Consider the following 21009-nt stretch of genomic DNA (forward strand, 5'->3'; position numbering starts at 1 on the left):
CCGCCCCCCGTCTCTCGAGGGAACGAACAATGGGTTTCACACTTGCCGAACGAGAGCTCACCCTGGAGCAAGCTGAACAGCGGATTCACGCTGAACTTGATGGCTTGGGCCTGCGTGTCGACACCCGCACACTGGGCCAGCAGATTGTCGTGGTCCATGCCTCTGCCAGCTCCAGCGATCAGCACCACACCGCCAGGGGATCAGGTAAAGGCTACCCGCGCCACGCTCGTGTCGGTGCACTTTACGAAATGCTGGAACACTATTTAAGTGACCACTTGGATACTTCCGACATTCACTATATAGCCCCGCGCTATTTTTCCGACACATCACTATTTACCGACGACACTGCCCTGGCACTTATCGCCGAACAACCCAATGCCATAACAGCCTGCCGACAGTATACGGATGTACTAAAGCACACTTCATTTACATACCCGGTCGCTTTATGCACACCCGGTTATTCACGACGGACACCGATACAAGACACAACCAACTATGGCGCACTGCAACGTTATGCCAGTAATAGCGGAACCGCTATTGGCGCAACTTACAACGAGGCGGTTTTGCATGCTGCCAATGAATGTATTGAGCGCGATGCGGTTTCGTTGTTCTTGCTGGAGCATTTCTACTACGAAAACCACGCGCCCCTGCGCCGCGCCGCACGCATGTCCGATCACGACGAGCTGGGTCGGCTGTGGCTGGGCGCCGAAGCGGAAATCGGTGCCGAGATCGTCCTTGTCGACATCAGCACCGAATTCCTGCCGCGAACCTTTCTGGCCTTTTCAGCCGCGCCATGCACTCACCCGCGAGTCTTCGGCACCGGTTGCTCGATTGATGCCAGGCATGGCGCCTGGCGAGCACTTACCGAACTGGTTCAGTTACATCTTTGGTCCTCGGAGCCTGAACTGAGAGACTATCTGAGCAACGCTCAGCGGCATCTGACGGCCTTTCCTCGCCTGTTACGCTGCCTGCGATTCGATCTGCATCCGCTGTTGAACCTGTGTGAGCAACAAACGGTAGTCTTGCCCGATGCTCGTGATGAACGACCATTGGCCGAGCAAATCGGCTTGCTGGCCGAAGACCTGCATCGGTATGGGCGCACGCTGGGTATTGCACCGCTTCACCAGACCGCCCTCGGGACCACGCTGGTCAATGTCGTCATTCCGGGACTGGAGCGTTTTTTCGTAGTCTCCAGCGGCAATGTGGTTATCCCGCAGGCGCGGGGACGGCGCTTGGAAAGGCGGCATGGAGCGCCGGCATGAACGCTCGATCGACAACGACCGCCCTCCATCGAGAACAGCGCTTGGCTCAATCCTTCGTCCGTCATGTGACCTCCCCTGGCAAACTCGATCGTTACATCGAGCCCTTGGGGCCGGGGCTCCATCAGCTCTTCGTTCTACGCGTGAATGGCTGCGACTGGGTGGGCCGAAAAGTCCTGCAATACACTGAAACTGACGGCTGGCATATCAACAGCCTGCTCAGGCCCTGGATGTTACTCGGACCGCTCGCTGAGTGGCATTGGGGCAATGAAGGTGCAGAGATCTATTTTCGAGGAGTTACCCGACAAGAAAAGGAAACGGCTTTCCACGTTGCGCAGACTCAACCGGACAGCGAGGTGTGTTTCCCGTTTCCTGTCACTGATGACACGGGCCTGGAGTTTGTTTGCCCGCCCGAATACTGGCAGTGCAATGAATCGCTCGCCAAGCAACTGGATGCCGACGAAAGCCACTTTCGCCAGCATTGCGCAACGTTACTCAAGACGATATCGAGTCCCGGCGCGGTGATCCATGATCCGGCGTGCTCGACTGGGGAATTCATTGCGCACCTGGCCCGCGAACTCCCCGACCGACATTGCCTGGGCTCCGATCGTTCGGCCTCGATGATCGAACATGCAAAAAATCGTCATGGCACCTCATCTGCCGAATTTTATCTGGCCGATGCCCGAAACATTGCCTCTGCCGGCATCAAATGTGATGTGCTGATACTGCGTTTCCTCAATGCCGAAGTCATGACTCGCGCCGATGCGCAGCAGACATTGCACGATATGACACCGTGCGTGAATCCGGGAGGCACGATTATCGTTTTCGGCCATACGCCGGTACTGATTTCCGTTCCCTACATGGCCCAGATCCTGAAACTGCAGGTGATTTCCAGTGTAGCGGCCCGCCCCGGGCACACGGAGCTGTTCCAGTTCTACAGGCTGAAGGTTCCCATCTGATGCTGGTCTCCCCGATCAATGGCTACTACCCGACTTGTGACGGCCACCATCTCTATTGGGAGCGGCACGGCACCCCCGGCAGCGAACCGATATTTTTCCTGCATGGCGGGCCGGGTGGTCGTAGCACCCTCCATCATCTTGAGTTCTTCGATCTGCGATGTTTCGATATCATTTTGTTCGACCAGCGAGGCTGCGGGCGCTCCCTTCCCCTCGGCGAGCTCCAGCACAACAACACTGGGCTATCCGTTGAAGACATCGATGCCCTGCGTCGGCATTTTGGTTTCGAAAAAATCAGTTTGCTGGGCATTTCATGGGGAAGCTGGTTGGCCATCCAATACCAGCAGCTCTATCCCGACGCCATTCTGAAAACCACGTTGGTCTCGGTGTTCATACCGTTTGTTGCGAACGTAAGCGCCTACGATAAAACCTTGAGCGAGGGTTTATCTCAATTCGCCATTGGCTCCCACGACGCCAGTGCGCGGGGTATCTACCAGCTACTGAGCAATGGTTGCGAGGTGCAACAGCGTCAGGCTGCCATCCACTGGCTGCAGGCCATTTTGCAATTGAACGGGCAATCGATGTGCCCGCACGCACTCAAAGACTTCGTTGATGAAGAAGCGGTGCGCGCCATCTGCCTGGAGTTGCATTACCACGTTAATCACTATTTCTTCACACGGGCGGACGAGCGTCTCTGGGTCGATCCCGATACCCTGGTGATACAAGGCATCAAAGACACCTTCGGCATGTCCAGCGTACGTTGGCTTCGCCAGCGCCAGAACATCCGTTGTCGTCTGCTCCACGCCGGGCACAACGCCTTCGACCTCGCGATAATGAGAACCGTGCGCCAGTCGCTGAAACGAGAAAGTGGGCATAAATAGAAACGGCACCCGAAGGTGCCGTTCGACGTCGCAGGCCGATCTGTTACTTACGCGCCACCTCCCACGATTTCAGCAGTTCGGCATAGCTCACGGTTTCACCCTTGGGCTTCTCGTTGGCCAGTTTCGGCTTCGGTGCGCCCGGTTGGTCGAACCAGTATTGCGCGTCGCGTTCGGCGTTCATTTTCGGCGCGCAAGTGGCCTGGGCCTTGGAGCGTTCCAGACGGGTCATGATCGCGTCCTGATCCTTGGCCAGACCATCGAGCGCCTGTTGCGGGGTTTTCTCGCCGCTGGCGGCTTCGGCGATGTGGCTCCACCACAACTGTGCCAGACGCGGATAGTCCGGCACGTTGGTGCCGGTCGGTGTCCATTGCACCCGCGCCGGGCTGCGATAGAACTCGACCAGGCCACCGAGCTTCGGCGCGAGGTCGGTCATCGCTTGAGAGTTGATGTCCGACTCGCGGATCGGTGTCAGGCCGACGATGGTTTTCTTCAGCGACACGGTTTTCGAGGTCACGAACTGCGCGTACAACCAGGCCGCGAGTTTCTGTTTCTCGGGCGTGGACTTCATGAATGTCCAGGAACCCACGTCCTGATACCCAAGCTTCATCCCCTCTTCCCAGTACGGCCCTCTCGGCGACGGCGCCATACGCCACTTCGGCGTACCGTCGGCATTCACCACCGGCAGGCCCGGTTTGGTCATGTCGGCGGTGAACGCGGTGTACCAGAAAATCTGCTGGGCAATGTTGCCCTGGGACGGCACCGGGCCGGATTCGGAGAAGGTCATGCCCGCCGCTTCCGGTGGCGCGTACTTCTTCAGCCAGTCGACGTATTTGGTGGTGGCAAAAACCGCTGCCGGGCCGTTGGTATCGCCTCCGCGGGTCACGCTGGAGCCGACCGGATGACAGTCTTCGACACGAATGCCCCACTCATCCACCGGCAAACCGTTGGGCAAGCCCTTGTCACCGCCACCGGCCATGGAGAACCAGGCATCGGTAAAGCGCCAGCCCAGGGACGGGTCTTTCTTGCCGTAGTCCATGTGCCCGTAGACCCGCTTGCCGTCGATTTCCTTGACGTCTTCGCTGAAGAATTTGGCGATGTCTTCATAGGCAGACCAGTTCACCGGCACGCCCAGTTCATACCCATACTTTTCCTTGAACTTGGCTTTCAGCTCCGGGCGCTCGAACCAGTCGGCGCGGAACCAGTAGAGGTTGGCGAACTGTTGATCGGGCAATTGATAGAGCTTGCCATCGGGCGCGGTGGTGAAGGAAGTGCCGATGAAGTCCTTGATGTCGAGGGTCGGCGAGGTGAAGTTTTTACCTTCATTGGCCATCAGGTCGGTAATGGCTTCGGTCTTGCCGTAACGGAAATGGGTGCCGATCAGGTCCGAGTCGTTGACCCAGCCGTCATAGATGCTCTTGTCCGACTGCATCACGGTCTGCAGCTTTTCCACCACATCGCCTTCTTGCAGCAGGTCGTGGGTAACCTTGATGCCGGTGATCTCGGTGAAGGCCTTGGCCAGCACCTTGGACTCGTATTCATGGGTGGTCAGGGTTTCCGAGACAACCTTGATGTCCATCCCGCGAAACGGCTCGGCCGCCTTGATGAACCACTTCAATTCCGCGAGTTGCTGATCGGCCGTCAGGGTGGACGGTTTGAATTCGCTGCCGATCCATTTTTTCGCAGCGTCTTCGTAGGCATCAGCCCAGGCCGATGCGCTCAAACCGCTGAGTGCCAGCATGGCTGCCAATGAAATGCTATGTCGCAGCTTATTGTTTTTGTCGAACATAGAGACCTCCTGTTTAGGTTTTGGAGCACGATTGCCGAGCGATTCGACTAGCCCCAACGCATCACAGCCAACAGCCACACCAGGGACAACGCGAACGCTATCCAGATGCTCCAGTCGGTGACGCCGATTACCAGCAAATGCAGGTAGGCGCTGCCGAGAAGACCGATAAACAAGCGATCGCCACGGGTGGTGGCAATCGGCAGAAAACCTTTTCGAAGAATGCTTGGCGAACGCAACTCCCAGGTCGTCATGCCCACCAGGATCAAGGCGATGACGCCGAAGAACGCCGCCGTCGGGCCGGTCCAACTCATCCATTCCATCATCAGTTCCTCATACCCGGCCCAGGGCAAAGCCCTTGGCCACATGGTTGCGAACAAACCAGATCACCAGCATGCCCGGCAGGATGGTCAACACCCCCGCTGCCGCCAGCACGCCCCAGTCGATGCCCGACGCCGAGACCGTACGGGTCATCACCGCGGCGATGGGTTTGGCGTTCACCGACGTCAGGGTTCGCGCCAGCAACAGTTCGACCCAGGAAAACATGAAGCAGAAAAACGCCGTGACACCGATCCCGGAACCGATCAGCGGGACGAAAATCTTCACGAAGAACTTGGGAAAGCTGTAGCCGTCGATGTAGGCCGTTTCGTCGATTTCCTTGGGGACACCAGACATGAAGCCCTCAAGAATCCACACCGCCAGCGGCACGTTAAACAGACAGTGAGCCAACGCCACCGCGATGTGCGTGTCGAACAACCCGATCGAGGAATACAGCTGGAAGAACGGCAGCAGGAACACCGCCGGCGGTGCCATGCGGTTGGTCAGCAGCCAGAAAAACAGGTGCTTGTCACCGAGAAAGCGGTAACGGGAAAACGCATAGGCCGCCGGCAACGCCACGGTCAGGGAAATGATCGTGTTCATGCTGACGTAGTACGCCGAGTTGAGGTAGCCGGTGTACCAGCTCGGGTCGGTGAAGATCACCTTGTAGTTGGCGAAGGTGAAATCCTGGGGAAACAGCGTCAGGCCGCCGAGGATTTCGGTGTTGCTCTTGAAGGACATGTTCAACAGCCAGTAAATCGGCACCAAAAGGAACAGGATGTAGATCAGCAGCGGGATCAGCTTTCTCTTGCTCATGGCGGGCCTCACCGATTGGCGTCAGAGTGAGTCATGGCGGTGTAAAACAGCCACGACACCAACAGGATGATCAGGAAGTACACCAGCGAGAAAGCTGCCGCCGGGCCCAGATCGAATTGGCCTACGGCCATTTGGGTCAAAGTCTGACTCAAGAAGGTCGTGGCATTGCCCGGACCGCCACCGGTCAGCACGAACGGCTCGGTGTAGATCATGAAACTGTCCATGAACCGCAGCATCACCGCGATCAGCAGCACGCTCTTGAGCTTGGGCAACTGGATGTGTCGGAACACCGCCCAGGCCGACGCCCGATCGATCCGCGCCGCCTGGTAGTACACGTCCGGAATCGCTCGCAGACCGGAGAAACACAACAACGCCACCAGCGACGTCCAGTGCCACACATCCATCACCAGCACCGTGACCCAGGCATCCATGGTGTTGGCCGCATAGTTGTAGCTGATGCCCATGCCGTTGAGGCTCGACCCGAGCAGGCCGATATCGGCGCGACCGAAGATCTGCCAGATGGTGCCGACCACGTTCCATGGAATCAGCAGCGGAATCGCCAGAATGATCAGCACCACCGACGACCAGCGGCCCTTGATCGGCATGGTCAGGGCGATGGCGATGCCCAACGGGATTTCGATCAATAACACGCAGCCGGAGTAGATGAACTGACGCAGCAAAGACGCATGCAGGCGTGGATCGAGCAGCACCTGCTTGTACCAGTCGGCGCCGACGAAGTAGCGGCTGGACTGGTCGAAGATGTCCTGCACCGAGTAGTTGACCACGGTCATCATCGGGATCACCGCACTGAATGCCACCAGCAGGAACACCGGCAGCACCAGCCACCAGGCCTTGTTGTTCTGCACCTTGTTCATGGCAGCACCTCCAGCAGGTAATCATCGGCATAGACCATCAACCACTGGGCCGGAAAACTGATGTACGCCGTGCCATCGGGCACCGGTTTGTCTTCGGCCAGGCGTACTTTCAGCAGAACGCCGTCGAGGTTCAGGGTCATGATCTTGTAGGTGCCTAGGTCTTCGACGTGTACGACCTTTGCCTGCAACGCGTCATCAAAGGCCTCCTCCCACACATGAACGAACTCCGGACGGATGCCGACCTTCAGGGTTTTCCATTCGGTGTCGGCGATTTGTTTCTGCATCGCTTCGGACAACGGCAAGTGAGTCCCGGCAAAACCGACACCGCCGGGTTGCGGTTGAACCTCGATCAGGTTCATCCCCGGGCTGCCGATGAAATAGCCGACAAAGGTGTGGCTCGGCCGCTCGAACAATTCCCGTGGCGTACCGAACTGCACGATCTGCCCGCCATACATCACTGCGATCTTGTCGGCGAAGGTCGAAGCTTCGAGCTGATCGTGGGTGACGTAGACCATGGTGATGTTGAACTGCTCGTGGATCTGCTTGAGCTTGCGCCGCAGCTTCCACTTCAGGTGCGGGTCGATTACCGTCAACGGTTCATCGAAGAGGATCGCCGACACGTCATCGCGCACCAGCCCACGGCCCATGGAGACTTTCTGTTTTTCATCGGCGGTGAGGTTGCGCGCCTTCTTGTGCAGCAATGCCTGAAGGTCGAGGACTTCGGCGATTTCATGCACCTTGCTGTAGATTTTCGCTTCGACCATGCCCTGATTGCGCAGCGGGAAGGCCAGGTTGTCGAACACTGTCATGGTGTCGTAGACCACCGGGAACTGGAAAACCTGGGCGATGTTGCGCTTTTCCGGGGTCAGTTCGTTGACCACTTTACTGTCGAACAACACCTGGCCCTGGGACGGGCTGAGCAACCCGGAAATGATGTTGAGCAAGGTCGACTTGCCGCACCCCGAAGGGCCAAGCAGCGCATAAGCGCCGCCCTGCTCCCAGACGTGATCCATTTCGCGGATCGCGTAATCCTCGGGGCCGGCCGGCGTGTGGGTATAGCTGTGGGCAAGGTTCTGCAATCGGATTTCGGCCATCAGGCAACCCTCGCAATGCGGCGACCGGGCGCCTGGACCAGCCGCCCCTGCATATCGAACACAAACAGTTTATGGGTCGGTATATAGATGCGGATCGGCGCATCGACGTCGTATTCGTGCACCCCCGGCAGGTGCAGCACCAACAGGAAATACTCGTTGCGCACGTGCAGGAAGGTTTCCGAACCGCTGATCTCGGCCACCTCGACGGTCACCGCCAGTTCCAGGTCATCGTCGTTGCTCGGCACCAGCGAGATGTGGCTGGGGCGCACGCCGAAACGGAACTCGCCCTCGCCCACCGGGCGCAGATCGACGTTCAACGGAAAGTGCACGAAATTGGCGAAACTGACTTCGTTGCCGGCAATGCGCCCCGGCATCAGGTTGATCGGTGGCTCGGAGAACAACTCCGCCGCCAGCACGGTTTGCGGCTGGTGATACACCTCGGAGGACTTGCCGCTCTGAATCACCCGACCTTCGTGAAGAATCGTCGTGGTGCCGCCCAGCGCCAGGGCTTCGTTGGGTTCGGTGGTGGCGTAAATCGCGATGGTATTGCGCGCCTTGAACAGCTCGCGCATTTCCTGGCGCAGCTCCTCGCGCAGCTTGTAGTCAAGGTTGACCAGCGGCTCGTCGAACAGAATCAGCTCGGCGTCCTTGACCAGCGCCCGGGCCATGGCCGTGCGCTGTTGCTGGCCGCCGGAGAGCTCCAACGGATGGCGCTGGAGGAACTTCTCGATGCGCAGCATCTTCGCGGTTTCCAGCACCTTGCTCTGGATCAGCTCATTGGCAACGCCACCCTGACGCAGCGGCGAGGCGATGTTCTCGAACACCGTCATGGTCGGGTAATTGATGAACTGCTGATAGACCATCGACACGTTGCGCAAACGCACCGGGCGCTGGGTGACATCCACGCCGTTCATCAGGATGCGGCCGCTATCGGGCTTGTCCAGACCGGCCATCAGGCGCATGAGGCTGGTTTTGCCGGACAGCGTGCGACCGAGCAAAACGTTGAAGGATCCGGGTTCGAAATTAAGGCACGCATCGTCGATCCAGGTCTGGCCTTCGATGGTGCGGCTGACGTGCTCCAGGATTAGTGACATGGCTCGGCCTTTTTTTTATTTTTTGAGTCAAGCGACCGGAGCACTACAGCGACATTCGTGCCAGAAATCTCAAGCGCTTGATTTGACTGGGAATCCCCTCAAGCAAGATAAAAATCGCCTTCGTTGCTGAACAGAAATGAACAACCACGAATGAACAACTGAACAATTCAACGATTGACAATGAACAAATGTGAACAACACTCTACGGATGTTTTCTGCGTGGCCCTCACGTGATGCAAAACCCATAAAAACAATAAAAGCTTGCCCAGAGATCGACCGCCATGGCCGTACCTGTCTCAAAGCGCTCCCACGACGCCATCATCCAGGACTCCTGGTCCCGCTGCCGCGCGTTCGGGCTCGATCATCAGAGCGCTCCGGCGTTCGACCAACTGCCGGCCGATGGCATCGCCCACTTGCTGGAGAGCCAGCATTCCCTGGTGCAGACCACCCATCAGGAAGTCCTGCCGTATTACGAAAACATCCTCAGCAACTCCAATTGCCTGATCATGCTCGCCGACAATCACGGCCAGGTGCTGACGTCGTGGGGTACCCAGCGTTTCATCGAGCCGAGCCTGACCCGCGGTTTCAGCGTCGGCGCCAGCTGGATGGAGCATTGCAGCGGGACCAATGCGATCGGCACCGCGTTGGCCTGCGAGCAGGCCGTGCACATCGAGCACGATGAACATTTCCTCAAGGCCAACCGCTTCATGACCGGTTCCGCCGCGCCGATTTTCGATGCAGAGCGCAAGATGATCGCGGTGCTGGATGTGTCCAGCGACAGCTACCTGCCGCCCTCCCACACCCTGGGCATGGTCAAGATGATGAGCCAGACCGTGGAGAACCGGCTGATCCTCAACCTGTTCCACGGCCAGCATTTCCAACTGACCTTCAACACCGGGTTGAACAACCTCGACAGCCAATGGGCCGGGATGCTGATCTTCGATGAAACCGGTCAGGTACTGTCGGCCAACCGCCGGGCCGACAATCTGCTGGGCATCAGCCTGTCGCGGGTCAGCGTCGAAAGCCTGTTCAAAGTCTCGTTGATGGAACTGCTGAATCAGCCGGACGGCCTGCCGTTTTCCCTGCAAGCCTCGGGAAGCAACCGTTTCCAGTGCGTGCTGAAACGACCGAAACAGGCGTCGATTCAGGCGCGGCTGTTTGCAGAAAAAAAGAGCACTGAAACGAAAAGCCCTGAAATAAAGTGCACTGAGCCCGCCCTGGCAGCGCCCGCCGCGATCAGCCTCAACACCCTGCACTTTGGCGACAGCCGCGTGGAAAAAGCCGTGCGCCAGGCCGAACGTTTGCTGGAGAAGGACATTCCATTGTTGATCCACGGGGAAACCGGGGTCGGCAAGGAAGTCTTCGTCAAAGCCCTGCACCACGCCAGCTCACGCAGCAAACAACCGTTCATTGCCGTCAACTGTGCAGCGATTCCCGCCGAACTGGTGGAGTCCGAGCTGTTTGGCTACGAGAAAGGCGCATTCACCGGCGCCAACCAGAAAGGCAGCATCGGCCTGATCCGCAAGGCCGACAAAGGCACCCTGTTCCTCGATGAAATCGGCGACATGCCGTTACCGACCCAAGCCCGGCTGCTGCGGGTGTTGCAGGAACGTTGCGTACAACCGGTGGGTAGCAGCGAGTTGTTCCCGGTGGACATCCGGATCATCTCGGCGACCAACCGCTCATTGCGCGAGCAGGTGCAGTTGGGGCGGTTTCGTGAGGATTTGTATTACCGCATCGGTGGTTTGACTCTGGAGCTGCCACCGCTCAGGGAACGCAGCGACAAGCAGGCACTGTTCAAGCGCTTGTGGGAACAACACCGCGAACCGTCGCAATGGGCCGGGTTGAGCCCCGAGGTGCTGGAACTGTTCAGCCGTCATCCGTGGCCGGGGAATTTGCGTCAGGTCAGCAGCGTGATGCAGGTGGCGTTGGCCATGGCCGAGGAACAACCGGTGCGGCCGGAGCATTTGCCGGATGATTTTTTTGTCGATCTGGAGATGGAGCCGGTGGATACGCCGGAGCCGATAGCCGTTGATTTGAATGATGCGGAGGCATTGAATCGGCAATTGCAGGCGGCTGGGGGAAATATTTCGCACTTGGCGCGGCGGTTGGGGGTGAGTCGCAATACCCTTTACAAGCGGTTGCGCCAATTGGAGGGTTGATCATTCCCACGCTCCGCGTGGGAATGCAGCCCGGGACGCTCTGCGTCCCATACCAAAGCGGACGCGGAGCGTCCATTGAGGCATTCCCACGCAGAGCGTGGGAACGATCATCAGTCAGCCAGACGCCAGGTCGTGCCGCCCTTGCCGTCTTCCAGCACCACGCCCATGGCGGTGAGCTGGTCGCGGATGCGGTCGGATTCGGCCCAGTCCTTGTTGGCACGAGCGGTCAGGCGCGCCTGGATCAGAGCATCGACCTCAGCCGCATCGACCCGCCCTTCAGCGCCGGCCTGCAGGAAGTCATCGGCTTCAAGCTGCAACACGCCCAGCACGCTGGCCAGCTCTTTCAAGCGCGCCGCCAGACCGGCCGCCGCATCCAGATCGCTCTCGCGCAGACGGTTGATCTCGCGGACCATCTCGAACAGCACCGCACAGGCTTCCGGCGTGCCGAAGTCGTCGTTCATCACCTGGGTGAAACGCTCGACGAAGGCTTCGCCGCCAGCAGGTGCCACTTTCGGCAGGCCTTTCAACGCATGGTAGAAACGCTCGAGGGCGCCCTTGGCGTCCTTGAGGTTGTCTTCCGAATAGTTGATCGCGCTGCGGTAGTGGCTCGACACCAGCAGGTAACGCACGACTTCCGGGTGGTACTTGTCGAGCACGTCGCGAATGGTGAAGAAGTTGTTCAACGACTTGGACATCTTCTCGCCATTGATGCGAATCATGCCGCAGTGCATCCACGCGTTGGCGTAGGTCTTGCCGGTGGCCGCCTCGCTCTGGGCGATTTCGTTTTCGTGGTGCGGGAACTCGAGGTCGCTGCCGCCACCATGAATGTCGAAGGTCTCGCCCAGGCAGCAGGTGGACATCACCGAGCACTCGATGTGCCAGCCCGGACGACCGTCGCCCCACGGCGATGGCCAGCTCGGTTCGCCCGGCTTGGCGCCTTTCCACAGCACGAAGTCCAGCGGGTCCTGTTTCGACTCATCGACTTCGATTCGTGCGCCGATGCGCAGGTCTTCGATCTTCTTGCGCGACAGCTTGCCGTAGCCCATGAACTTAGCGACGCGGTAGTACACGTCGCCATTGCCCGGTGCGTAGGCGTAGCCCTTGTCGATCAGGGTCTGGATCATCGCGTGCATTCCCGGGATGTGATCCGTGGCACGCGGCTCCATGTCCGGTTTTTTGATGTTCAGGCGCGCTTCATCTTCGTGCATCGCCGCGATCATGCGCTCGGTCAAGGCCTCGAACGACTCGCCGTTCTCGTTGGCCCGATTGATGATCTTGTCGTCGATATCGGTGATGTTGCGCACGTAGGTCAGGTCGTAACCGCTGAACCGCAACCAGCGGGTCACCAGGTCGAACGCGACCATGCTGCGGCCGTGGCCCAGGTGGCAGTAGTCATATACGGTCATCCCGCAGACGTACATGCGCACCTTGTTGCCATCCAGCGGCTTGAAGACTTCTTTGCTCTTGGTGAGCGTGTTGTAGATCGTAAGCACGACGGTTCCTTAAGACTTGATCACTGGCCCCACGAATCACGCAGGGTCACGGTACGGTTGAATACCGGAGCGCCCGGTTTCGAGTCCTTGATATCCGCGACGAAGTAACCTTCGCGCTCGAACTGGAAACGGTCTTCCGGCTGTGCGTTGCCCAACGAGGGTTCAGCACGACAACCGGTGAGGACTTGCAGTGAGTCAGGGTTGATGTTGTCCAGGAAACTGGCGCTGTCTTCGGCCTTCTCCGGGTTCGGAGAACGGAACAGACGATCGTACAGACGTACTTCGCACTCGACGCTGGCCGCAGCCGGCACCCAGTGCACCACGCCTTTGACCTTGCGGCCTTCAGGGTTCTTGCCCAGGGTGTCCGGATCGTACGAGCAACGCAGTTCGACGATGTTGCCGTCGGCATCCTTGATCGCTTCGTCGGCACGGATCACGTAGCTGCCGCGCAGACGCACTTCGCCGTTCGGCTCCAGGCGCTTGTAGCCCTTCGGCGGCTCTTCCATGAAGTCTTCACGGTCGATGTAGAGCTCACGGGCGAACGGCAAAACGCGCACGCCCATGTCTTCTTTCGGGTGGCACGCCAGTTCGAGGTTTTCGACCTGACCTTCCGGGTAGTTGGTGATCACGACTTTCAGCGGACGCAGCACGCACATGGCGCGCGGGGCGCTGTGGTCGAGGTCGTCACGGATGCTGAATTCGAGCATGCCGAAATCCACCACGCCGTCGGAACGGTTGGTGCCGATCATTTCGCAGAAGTTGCGGATCGATTTCGGTGTGTAGCCACGGCGGCGGAAGCCCGACAGCGTGGACATGCGCGGATCGTCCCAGCCATTGACGTGCTTTTCATCGACCAGTTGCTTGAGCTTGCGCTTGCTGGTGATGGTGTAGTTCAGGTTCAGACGGCTGAATTCGTACTGACGCGGGTGCGCCGGTACTGCCAGGTTGTCGAGGAACCAGTCATACAGTGGACGATGGCTTTCGAACTCCAGGGTGCAGATCGAGTGGGTGATGCCTTCGATGGCGTCCGACTGACCGTGGGTGAAGTCGTAGTTCGGGTAGATGCACCACTTGTCGCCGGTCTGGTGGTGATGGGCATGACGGATGCGATACATGATCGGGTCGCGCAGGTTCATGTTCGGCGAGGCCATGTCGATCTTGGCCCGCAGCACGCGTGCACCGTCCTTGAATTCGCCGGCCTTCATGCGAGCGAACAGGTCGAGGTTTTCCTCAACCGAGCGATCGCGGAACGGGCTGTTCTTGCCCGGCTCGGTCAGGCTGCCACGGTATTCCTTGGCCTGTTCAGGGGTCAGGTCGTCGACATAGGCCTTGCCGGCCTTGATCAGCTCTACCGCCCAGTCGTGCAACTGGTCGAAATACTGCGAGGCGTAGCGCACTTCACCGGACCATTCGAAGCCCAGCCATTTGACGTCGCTTTCGATCGCGTCGATGTATTCCTGGTCTTCCTTGGCCGGGTTGGTGTCGTCGAAACGCAGGTGCGTGACGCCGCCGAACTCCTGGGCCAGGCCGAAGTTCACACAGATCGACTTGGCGTGACCAATGTGCAGGTAGCCGTTGGGCTCGGGCGGGAAACGGGTAACGATCTGCGTGTGCTTACCCGAGTCCAGGTCCGCCTGGATGATCGGGCGCAGGAAATTGACCGGCACGGCAGGGCCGGTCTTGGAATTCGAGGTAGGGTCGACAGTGGGCTTGCTCATAGGATCCTTGAACGTACAAGTGCGCGGCCAGTTGGCCAAATCAAAGCGGCTGTTATAAATCAAAGGGGCTTATCATAGCCGATGCTGTCAAGTAGCTGACAGAGCGGGCCGGCAATCGGTTGCATTTAATCGGCTGCCGATGAAAAACAGCCTCGAAATTCGCGTCCGGCACGCTAAACTGCGCACCTTGGCCGACACTGGCCGGACCGGTTGAGGGCCAAAGCGCCCCTAACCCACGAATTCCTATAAAGAGTACTGATCATGACTCAAGTCAAACTGTCTACCAACTTCGGCGACATCGTTCTGCAACTGAACGCTGAAAAGGCACCGCTGACCGTTGCCAACTTCATCGAATACGTCAAGGCCGGTCACTACGAAAACACTGTTTTCCACCGCGTCATCGGTAACTTCATGATCCAGGGCGGCGGTTTCGAGCCTGGCATGAAAGAAAAGAAAGACAAGCGCCCAAGCATCCAGAACGAAGCCGACAACGGCCTGCCGAACAAGAAGTACAGCGTTGCCATGGCCCGCACCATGGAGCCGCATTCGGCTTCCGCGCAATTCTTCATCAACGTGGCTGACAACAGCTTCCTGAACCACAGCGCCAAGACCGTTCAGGGCTGGGGCTACGCGGTATTCGGCGAAGTGGTTGAAGGCACCGACGTCGTCGACAAGATCAAAGGCGTGGCCACCACCTCCAAGGCCGGTCACCAGGACGTACCTGCAGACGACGTGATCATCGAGAAAGCCGAGATCATTGAGTGATACTGCTGATTTCAGACTTGCATCTGGAAGAGGAGCGCCCGGACATTACCCGGGCGTTTCTGGATTTGCTCGCTGGACGCGCCCGCTCGGCGAGTGCGTTGTACATTCTGGGCGACTTTTTCGAGGCGTGGATTGGCGACGATGCCATGACTGCCTTCCAGCGTTCCATCTGCCAGGCCCTGCGTAATTTGAGCGACAGCGGCACGGCCATTTTCCTGATGCACGGCAATCGCGACTTCATGCTCGGCAAGGCCTTCTGCAAAGCGGCCGGCTGTACCTTGCTCAAAGATCCGAGTGTCGTGCAGTTTTACGGCGAGCCGGTGCTGTTGATGCACGGCGACAGCCTTTGCACCCGCGACGTAGGTTATATGAAGCTGCGGCGCTACCTGCGTAACCCGATCACCCTGTTCATCCTGCGCCATCTGCCCTTGGGCACCCGGCATAAGCTGGCGCGCAAGTTGCGCAGTGAAAGCCGTGTGCAAACGCGGATGAAGGCCAATGACATCGTCGATGTCACGCCGGAAGAAGTGCCGCGGGTCATGCAGCAATATGGTGTGAAAACCTTGATCCACGGCCACACCCATCGCCCCGCCATCCACAAGTTGCAGATTGGCGAGCAGGCGGCCAAGCGCATTGTGCTGGGAGATTGGGACCGTCAGGGCTGGGCGTTGCAGGTGGATGAGCAAGGGTTTGCGTTGGCGCCGTTTGATTTCACCCCGCCACCGCAATTGGCAGCACCTTCAGCCTGATCGTTCCCACGCTCTGCGTGGGAACGATCTTCCTGCCTCAGTGGCCGGAAGCAGCCGGCCCCGCCTTCGCCGCAAACGGCGGTTTCGCCAGCCATACCAGCAGAATCAAGCCCATGAACGCCCACCCCAGCAACGTGAAGTAATCCACGGTGGAGAGCATGTACGCCTGGCTGGTCAGCACATGATCCAGTTGCGCGTAGGCCGGGTTGCCTGCCCCGCCCAGCGTGTTCAACGCCTCCCGGGTCGCCGGCTCATAGGTAGTGATGCTTTCACTCAGATACGCATGGTGCTGATCGGCCCGGCGAATCCAGATCCAGGTGGTCAACGACGCCGCAAAACTACCGCCCAGGGTCCGCAGGAATGTCGCCAGCCCCGCGCCGTCGGCAATCTGGCCAGGCGGCAGGTCCGACATCAAAATGCTCAAGGTCGGCATGAAGAACAGCGCCATGCCAATGCCCATGAACAGCTGCACCAGGGTGATGTGCTGGAAGTCCACTTCGTTGGTAAACCCGGCGCGCATGAAGCAACTCAAGCCGATGCACAGGAATGCGCCACCGGCCAGCAATCGCAGGTCGAATTTGTGCGCGTACCTACCGACAAACGGCGACAACACCACCGGCAGAATGCCGATCGGTGCTACCGCCAGACCGGCCCAGGTGGCCGTGTAGCCCATCTGGGTTTGCAGCCATTGCGGCAGGATCAGGTTGATGCCGAAGAACCCGGCGTATCCGCCCACCAGCACGATGGTGCCGATGCGAAAGTTGCGGTAGGCGAACAACCGCAGATTGACCACAGGGTGTTTGTCGGTCATTTCCCAGATCACGAACACCGCCAGCGCAATTACCGAAATAGCCGCGCCGATGATGATGAAATTCGACTCGAACCAGTCCAGGTCGTTGCCCTTGTCGAGGATCACCTGCAATGCACCCACCCCAATGATCAAGGTGATCAGCCCCACGTAATCCATCGGCTGGTAACTGGTCTCCACCGGACGCGCCTTGAGTTGCTGGCGCACCACCATCACGGCGAAGACCCCGATCGGCACGTTGATGAAGAAGATCCACGGCCAGCTGTAGCTGTCGGTGATCCAGCCGCCGAGGATGGGACCGGCAATCGGCGCCACCACCGTGACCATCGCCAGCAACGCCAGGGCCATGCCGCGCCTGGCGGGCGGATAGACCGCGATCAACAGCGTCTGGGTCATCGGGTACAACGGCCCGGCCACCAGGCCTTGCAGTACCCGAAAGCCGATCAGCTCCGGCATCGAGGTCGAGATACCGCACAGAAAAGACGCCAGCACGAACAGCATCGTCGCCCAGAGAAACAGTTTCACTTCACCGAAACGTCGGCTGAGCCAACCGGTCAGCGGCAGCGCGATGGCGTTGCTCACGGCAAACGAGGTGATCACCCAGGTGCCCTGCTCCGAACTCACGCCCAGGTTGCCGGAAATCGTCGGCAAGGCCACGTTGGCGATGGTGGTGTCGAGCACTTGCATGAACGTCGCCAGCGACAGGCCGATGGTGCTGAGCACCAGACTGGGCGGCGAGAAAGAGTCGTTATGGCTCATCGCGAATCCTTTGGAGCTGAATTTTTTGGAGCGGGATTGGCACAGCGCCTGTTACTGACGCAGCTGACCTTGTGGGAGTGAGCTTTGTGGAGAGGGAGCTCGCTCCCACAGGGTCGGTGTGATGGCGCATCAGCGGTGCGCGGTTTTGCTGACCGCGGCGCTGTTATCGTGGATCAATTGGGTGATCATCGCGTCGGCCTCGACCAATTGACGGTCATACACATTGGTACTGAACGAAGCCTTTTGCGGTGGCTGCTGCGCCAGCACCGGACCGCTCTGGTCGCGCAGGTTCACCTCGACCTGAGTCGACAGGCCGACCCGCAACGGGTGCTTGGCCAGCTCTTCGGCATTGATGTGAATTCGCACCGGCACCCGCTGCACGATCTTGATCCAGTTCCCAGTCGCGTTCTGCGCCGGCAGCAAGGCAAACGCGCTGCCGGTCCCGGCACCGAGGCTGTCGATGGTGCCGCTGTATTTGACGTTGCTACCGTAGAGATCGGCTTCAATGTCCACCGGCTGACCAATGCGCATGTCACGCAGTTGGGTTTCCTTGAAGTTGGCGTCGATCCACAGCTGATCCAGCGGGATCACCGCCATCAGCGCCGTGCCCGGCTGAACCCGCTGACCGAGTTGCACGGTACGTTTGGCGACATAACCGGTGACCGGCGCAATCAAGGTGCTGCGGGCATTGTTCAGGTACGCCTGACGCACTTGCGCGGCGGCGGCCATCACGTCCGGGTGCGACGACACCACGGTGTCATCGACCAGCGCGCTGGTGGTCTTGAGCTGTTGTTGGGCGTTGGCCAGGGCGTTCTGCGCCGAGGTTAGATCATCACGGGCGTGGGACAGCTCTTCCTGGGAAATCGCCCCGCCGGCAGCGAGGTTCTTGCGCCGATTGAAGTTGTCCTGAGCCTTTTGCACTTCGGCCTGCTGTGCATTGACCTGGGCTTTCATGCCGTCGACGTTGCTATACAAACCGCGCACCTGGCGCACGGTGCGGGCCAGGTTGGCCTGGGCGCTTTGCAGACCGACTTCGGCGTCGTTCGGGTCGAAGTTGATCAGCACCTGGCCTTCGTGGACCAAATCGCCGTCGTCGGCGCCGATGCTGACCACGGTGCCGGTGACCAGCGGAGTGATTTCCACCACGTTGCCGTTCACGTAGGCGTCGTCGGTGCTTTCGCTCCAGCGGCCGAAGAATTGGTGATAACCCCAGACGCCGGCTCCGGCGAGGATCACCATGATCGTCAGGACAAACAGCATCACTTTGCGCTTGCGCGGGTTGCTCGTGTCTTGACCGTTGTCAGGAGTTGGGGTTGGAGTTGTATCGGCAGTGGCCATGACAAGTACCTTGAATTAGTTGTGCTGCGTGGCTGGGGTTGCGTTGGCGGCGGTCAGGGTTTCGCCCTGAAAACCGCCACCCAGCGCCTGCATCAGTTGGATCGACAGGTCGATCTGCTCGGCATTCAGGTTGGCCAGCTGACGCTGGGCCTGGAGCAATTGCTGCTCGATGCTGAGCACGTCGAGGTAGTTGCCGATGCCGGAACCGTAGCGCTGGACCACGGTGTTGTAAGAATCCTGGGCGATGTCGGTGGCGTGTTGCTGGGCACCGATTTGCCGGCCGATATCGTGCAACTGGTTGATGGTGTCGCTGACATCGCCTAAAGCTTTCACCAGGCTTTTGTTGTACTGCGCCACCGCGAGGTCGTAATCGGCGTCGCGGGAATCGAGGTCGGCACGCAGGCGGCCGCCGTCGAAAATCGGCACCGAGATCGTCGGAGCGATGTTGAAGAAACGACTGGCGGAACCGAACATCGCATCCCCCAGCAACGACTCGACACCGGCCGCCGCGCTCAGGTTGAGGTTGGGGTAGAACCGGGTCTTGCTCGCCGCGATATTTTTGCTCGCAGCCTCAACCCGCCAGCGTGCCGCCACCAGGTCCGGGCGACGACCGAGCAATTCCGCTGGTAACACCGATGGCAACGCGACGGCGCTGGCCTGAAGGACTTTCGGCCGGGCGATTTCGTTGCCGCGATCCGGGCCTTTGCCCAGCAGCACCGCCAAGGCGATTTTCGCGCTTTGCAGGCGTTTCTCGGCGTCGATCAGGCTGGCTTCGGCGCTGGCTTCAAGGCTTTCGGTTTGCTGGAACTGGTACTGACTGTCGATCCCCGAGCTCAGGCGACGCTGGCTGAGGTCGAGCATTTGTTTGGTGCGTTTGAGGTCTTCGCTGGCCAGGTCATGGATGATGTGTGCCTGCCCCAGATCGCTGTAGGCGCGGGCGACGTCGGCGGACAAGGTCAGTTGCGCGGCCTGCTGATCGACTTCGGCGGCGCGGGCCTGGCCCAATGCGGCTTCCCAGGCATCGCGCTGGCCGCCCCAGAGGTCGAAGGTGTAATTGAAGCTGGCGCCGAGGTTACGCACGGTGGAATACGTTCCACCCTGCCCGCTCGGGTCTTTATCGCGAGCCAGACGCGAACGGCTGACACCGGCGTTGGCATCGAGGGTGGGCATCCGCGCAGCGTCGGCGGCATAGGCGGCAGCACTGGCCTGGTGAGCACGGGCGTCGGCGATTTGCATGTCGGGGCTGTCGTGCAGGGCTTCGCGGATCAAGCCGTCGAGCTGCGGGTCGCCGAGGCTTTTCCACCAATCGCTTTTCGGCCATGCGGCGGGTGTCAGGGTCACGCCATTGAGCGACTGCCCGGCCTTGAGGTTCTTCGCATCGAGGCTGACGCCTTCAGTGGTCAGGCCGCTGTAGCTGGCGCAACCGGCGACGCTCATGGCCAACAGCACCAGGCTCAGTCCGGTACGCAGGCGTTTACTGTTCATGGCCACCTACCCGCAGCAGAGTGATCGAGTCACCCGCCGCTACCAGAATTTTCTTCAGGATGTGTTCCAGGGTTTTCAATTCTTCCGGGGTGATGGCGCCGGCCAGTTCGTTCATGGCATCGGCACCGATCTGCGGCAGCTGGTCAGTCAATTGTTGGCCTTGTTCGGTCAACACCAGTTGCACCTGACGGCGGTCTGCTTCGGAGCGTTGGCGGGCGAGGAAACCTTTCTGTTCCAGACGATCGAGCATGCGGGTCATCGAACCGCTGTCCAGCGACAGGTGTCGGCACAGCTCGGCCGGGGTATCGACGCCGAACTGGGCCATGATGATCAGCACTTTGAACTGCGCGGCGGTGATGCCGTGGGGTTCCATGTGCGTGTCGATGATTCGGTCCTTGAGCAGCGCGGCACGTCCGAGCAACAGGCCGAGATGGCAATTGTGGAAATCGTATGAGGAGAAGTGTTTCATCGGACCACCAATTAGCTGCCTAGGCAGTGAATGTATGTCGAGATATTACTGCCTAGGCAGCCAATGTCAAAGTAATAGTTAGGATGCTTTGTATTCAACTGATAAAAGGCGCACGACCGATCGTTCCCACGCTCTGCGTGGGAATGTTTCAACGGACGCTCTGCGTTCGGCTCTGGAAGGGACGCGG

The 21009-nt window shown here is 59.4% G+C and carries 18 protein-coding genes; 6 read left to right on the forward strand and 12 right to left on the reverse strand.

What is annotated here, in order from left to right; translation table 11 throughout:
• Positions 1-29: 29 nt before the first annotated feature.
• From PSH69_RS18695 to PSH69_RS18705, 3 genes are read left to right on the forward strand one after another with little or no spacing between them, the layout of a single operon-like run.
• Positions 30-1262, forward strand: a complete 1233-nt coding sequence (locus PSH69_RS18695; RefSeq protein ID WP_305409394.1) for a YcaO-like family protein — start codon at positions 30-32, stop codon at positions 1260-1262.
• Positions 1259-2218 carry a trans-aconitate 2-methyltransferase gene (locus tag PSH69_RS18700; protein WP_305409395.1) on the forward strand — a complete coding sequence of 320 codons (960 nt, stop codon included), beginning with the start codon at positions 1259-1261 and terminating at the stop codon, positions 2216-2218. The genes PSH69_RS18695 and PSH69_RS18700 overlap by 4 nt, the downstream gene beginning before the upstream one ends.
• Positions 2218-3096, forward strand: coding sequence for an alpha/beta fold hydrolase (locus tag PSH69_RS18705; RefSeq protein WP_305409396.1), 879 nt, complete (start codon positions 2218-2220; stop codon positions 3094-3096). The genes PSH69_RS18700 and PSH69_RS18705 overlap by 1 nt, the downstream gene beginning before the upstream one ends.
• A gap of 43 nt (positions 3097-3139) precedes the next feature.
• Here PSH69_RS18705 and PSH69_RS18710 read toward each other — a convergent pair whose 3' ends face one another.
• Genes PSH69_RS18710 through PSH69_RS18735 form a run of 6 tightly spaced genes read right to left on the reverse strand, consistent with a single transcriptional unit; the run spans position 3140 to position 9076 of the window.
• A complete protein-coding gene (locus PSH69_RS18710) occupies positions 3140-4882 on the reverse strand; it encodes an ABC transporter substrate-binding protein (protein ID WP_305409397.1) in 1743 nt (580 codons plus the stop codon).
• Between the two features lie 47 nt (positions 4883-4929).
• Positions 4930-5202: a DUF2160 domain-containing protein gene (locus tag PSH69_RS18715; RefSeq protein WP_105343964.1), complete on the reverse strand. Its 273-nt coding sequence runs from the start codon at positions 5200-5202 to the stop codon at positions 4930-4932.
• A 10-nt stretch (positions 5203-5212) separates the two neighbouring features.
• Positions 5213-6013, reverse strand: coding sequence for a carbohydrate ABC transporter permease (locus tag PSH69_RS18720; protein WP_105343966.1), 801 nt, complete (start codon positions 6011-6013; stop codon positions 5213-5215).
• 8 nt (positions 6014-6021) lie between these two features.
• A complete protein-coding gene (locus PSH69_RS18725; protein ID WP_018925488.1) occupies positions 6022-6888 on the reverse strand; it encodes a carbohydrate ABC transporter permease in 867 nt (288 codons plus the stop codon).
• Positions 6885-7982: an ABC transporter ATP-binding protein gene (locus PSH69_RS18730; protein ID WP_305409398.1), complete on the reverse strand. Its 1098-nt coding sequence runs from the start codon at positions 7980-7982 to the stop codon at positions 6885-6887. Before PSH69_RS18730 ends, PSH69_RS18725 begins: the two co-directional genes overlap by 4 nt.
• Positions 7982-9076 carry an ABC transporter ATP-binding protein gene (locus PSH69_RS18735; RefSeq protein WP_018925486.1) on the reverse strand — a complete coding sequence of 365 codons (1095 nt, stop codon included), beginning with the start codon at positions 9074-9076 and terminating at the stop codon, positions 7982-7984. The genes PSH69_RS18730 and PSH69_RS18735 overlap by 1 nt, the downstream gene beginning before the upstream one ends.
• Positions 9077-9357: 281 nt before the next feature.
• Between PSH69_RS18735 and PSH69_RS18740 the strand changes: the two genes are divergently transcribed.
• Positions 9358-11238 carry a sigma-54-dependent Fis family transcriptional regulator gene (locus PSH69_RS18740; RefSeq protein ID WP_305409399.1) on the forward strand — a complete coding sequence of 627 codons (1881 nt, stop codon included), beginning with the start codon at positions 9358-9360 and terminating at the stop codon, positions 11236-11238.
• A gap of 110 nt (positions 11239-11348) precedes the next feature.
• Here the strand turns inward: PSH69_RS18740 and cysS are convergent, their stop codons facing one another.
• Complete coding sequence (cysS, locus tag PSH69_RS18745) at positions 11349-12731, reverse strand: cysteine--tRNA ligase (protein WP_019580054.1); 1383 nt, start codon at positions 12729-12731, stop codon at positions 11349-11351.
• Between the two features lie 20 nt (positions 12732-12751).
• The gene (locus tag PSH69_RS18750) at positions 12752-14449 is read right to left on the reverse strand and encodes a glutamine--tRNA ligase/YqeY domain fusion protein (RefSeq protein WP_305409400.1); all 1698 of its coding nucleotides are present in this window, start codon (positions 14447-14449) and stop codon (positions 12752-12754) included.
• Between the two features lie 261 nt (positions 14450-14710).
• Between PSH69_RS18750 and PSH69_RS18755 the strand changes: the two genes are divergently transcribed.
• Both PSH69_RS18755 and lpxH read left to right on the forward strand, forming a co-directional pair.
• Positions 14711-15214 carry a peptidylprolyl isomerase gene (locus PSH69_RS18755; RefSeq protein ID WP_064618823.1) on the forward strand — a complete coding sequence of 168 codons (504 nt, stop codon included), beginning with the start codon at positions 14711-14713 and terminating at the stop codon, positions 15212-15214.
• Positions 15211-15963: a UDP-2,3-diacylglucosamine diphosphatase gene (gene lpxH, locus PSH69_RS18760; protein WP_305409401.1), complete on the forward strand. Its 753-nt coding sequence runs from the start codon at positions 15211-15213 to the stop codon at positions 15961-15963. Before PSH69_RS18755 ends, lpxH begins: the two co-directional genes overlap by 4 nt.
• A gap of 37 nt (positions 15964-16000) precedes the next feature.
• On the opposite strand, the gene PSH69_RS18765 is transcribed toward lpxH, so the two are convergent.
• The 4 genes from PSH69_RS18765 to PSH69_RS18780 all read right to left on the reverse strand — a co-directional run bounded on the left by PSH69_RS18765 (position 16001) and on the right by PSH69_RS18780 (position 20822).
• On the reverse strand, positions 16001-17530 hold the full coding sequence (locus tag PSH69_RS18765) for a DHA2 family efflux MFS transporter permease subunit (RefSeq protein ID WP_305409402.1): 1530 nt from the start codon (positions 17528-17530) through the stop codon (positions 16001-16003).
• 129 nt (positions 17531-17659) lie between these two features.
• Positions 17660-18868, reverse strand: coding sequence for an HlyD family efflux transporter periplasmic adaptor subunit (locus PSH69_RS18770; protein ID WP_305409403.1), 1209 nt, complete (start codon positions 18866-18868; stop codon positions 17660-17662).
• 15 nt (positions 18869-18883) lie between these two features.
• Positions 18884-20353, reverse strand: a complete 1470-nt coding sequence (locus tag PSH69_RS18775) for an efflux transporter outer membrane subunit (protein WP_305409404.1) — start codon at positions 20351-20353, stop codon at positions 18884-18886.
• Entirely contained in the window at positions 20343-20822 is a 480-nt protein-coding gene (locus PSH69_RS18780; protein ID WP_007940922.1) for a MarR family winged helix-turn-helix transcriptional regulator, read from the reverse strand. Before PSH69_RS18780 ends, PSH69_RS18775 begins: the two co-directional genes overlap by 11 nt.
• Positions 20823-21009 lie beyond the last annotated feature (187 nt).

This window comes from Pseudomonas sp. FP1740, assembly GCF_030687165.1.
In the GTDB taxonomy this organism is placed as follows: Bacteria; Pseudomonadota; Gammaproteobacteria; order Pseudomonadales; family Pseudomonadaceae; genus Aquipseudomonas.

What these genes read in the sequence shown, in the direction of transcription:
- PSH69_RS18765 (WP_305409402.1), bottom strand. Translation starts at nt 17,530, where the DNA reads ATGAGCCATAACGACTCTTTCTCGCCGCCCAGTCTGGTGCTCAGCACC.
- PSH69_RS18695 (WP_305409394.1), top strand. Translation starts at nt 30, where the DNA reads ATGGGTTTCACACTTGCCGAACGAGAGCTCACCCTGGAGCAAGCTGAA.
- PSH69_RS18780 (WP_007940922.1), bottom strand. Translation starts at nt 20,822, where the DNA reads ATGAAACACTTCTCCTCATACGATTTCCACAATTGCCATCTCGGCCTG.
- PSH69_RS18735 (WP_018925486.1), bottom strand. Translation starts at nt 9,076, where the DNA reads ATGTCACTAATCCTGGAGCACGTCAGCCGCACCATCGAAGGCCAGACC.
- PSH69_RS18730 (WP_305409398.1), bottom strand. Translation starts at nt 7,982, where the DNA reads ATGGCCGAAATCCGATTGCAGAACCTTGCCCACAGCTATACCCACACG.
- PSH69_RS18725 (WP_018925488.1), bottom strand. Translation starts at nt 6,888, where the DNA reads ATGAACAAGGTGCAGAACAACAAGGCCTGGTGGCTGGTGCTGCCGGTG.
- PSH69_RS18770 (WP_305409403.1), bottom strand. Translation starts at nt 18,868, where the DNA reads ATGGCCACTGCCGATACAACTCCAACCCCAACTCCTGACAACGGTCAA.
- PSH69_RS18700 (WP_305409395.1), top strand. Translation starts at nt 1,259, where the DNA reads ATGAACGCTCGATCGACAACGACCGCCCTCCATCGAGAACAGCGCTTG.
- PSH69_RS18715 (WP_105343964.1), bottom strand. Translation starts at nt 5,202, where the DNA reads ATGGAATGGATGAGTTGGACCGGCCCGACGGCGGCGTTCTTCGGCGTC.
- PSH69_RS18775 (WP_305409404.1), bottom strand. Translation starts at nt 20,353, where the DNA reads ATGAACAGTAAACGCCTGCGTACCGGACTGAGCCTGGTGCTGTTGGCC.
- PSH69_RS18750 (WP_305409400.1), bottom strand. Translation starts at nt 14,449, where the DNA reads ATGAGCAAGCCCACTGTCGACCCTACCTCGAATTCCAAGACCGGCCCT.
- PSH69_RS18755 (WP_064618823.1), top strand. Translation starts at nt 14,711, where the DNA reads ATGACTCAAGTCAAACTGTCTACCAACTTCGGCGACATCGTTCTGCAA.
- PSH69_RS18705 (WP_305409396.1), top strand. Translation starts at nt 2,218, where the DNA reads ATGCTGGTCTCCCCGATCAATGGCTACTACCCGACTTGTGACGGCCAC.
- PSH69_RS18740 (WP_305409399.1), top strand. Translation starts at nt 9,358, where the DNA reads ATGGCCGTACCTGTCTCAAAGCGCTCCCACGACGCCATCATCCAGGAC.
- PSH69_RS18720 (WP_105343966.1), bottom strand. Translation starts at nt 6,013, where the DNA reads ATGAGCAAGAGAAAGCTGATCCCGCTGCTGATCTACATCCTGTTCCTT.
- PSH69_RS18710 (WP_305409397.1), bottom strand. Translation starts at nt 4,882, where the DNA reads ATGTTCGACAAAAACAATAAGCTGCGACATAGCATTTCATTGGCAGCC.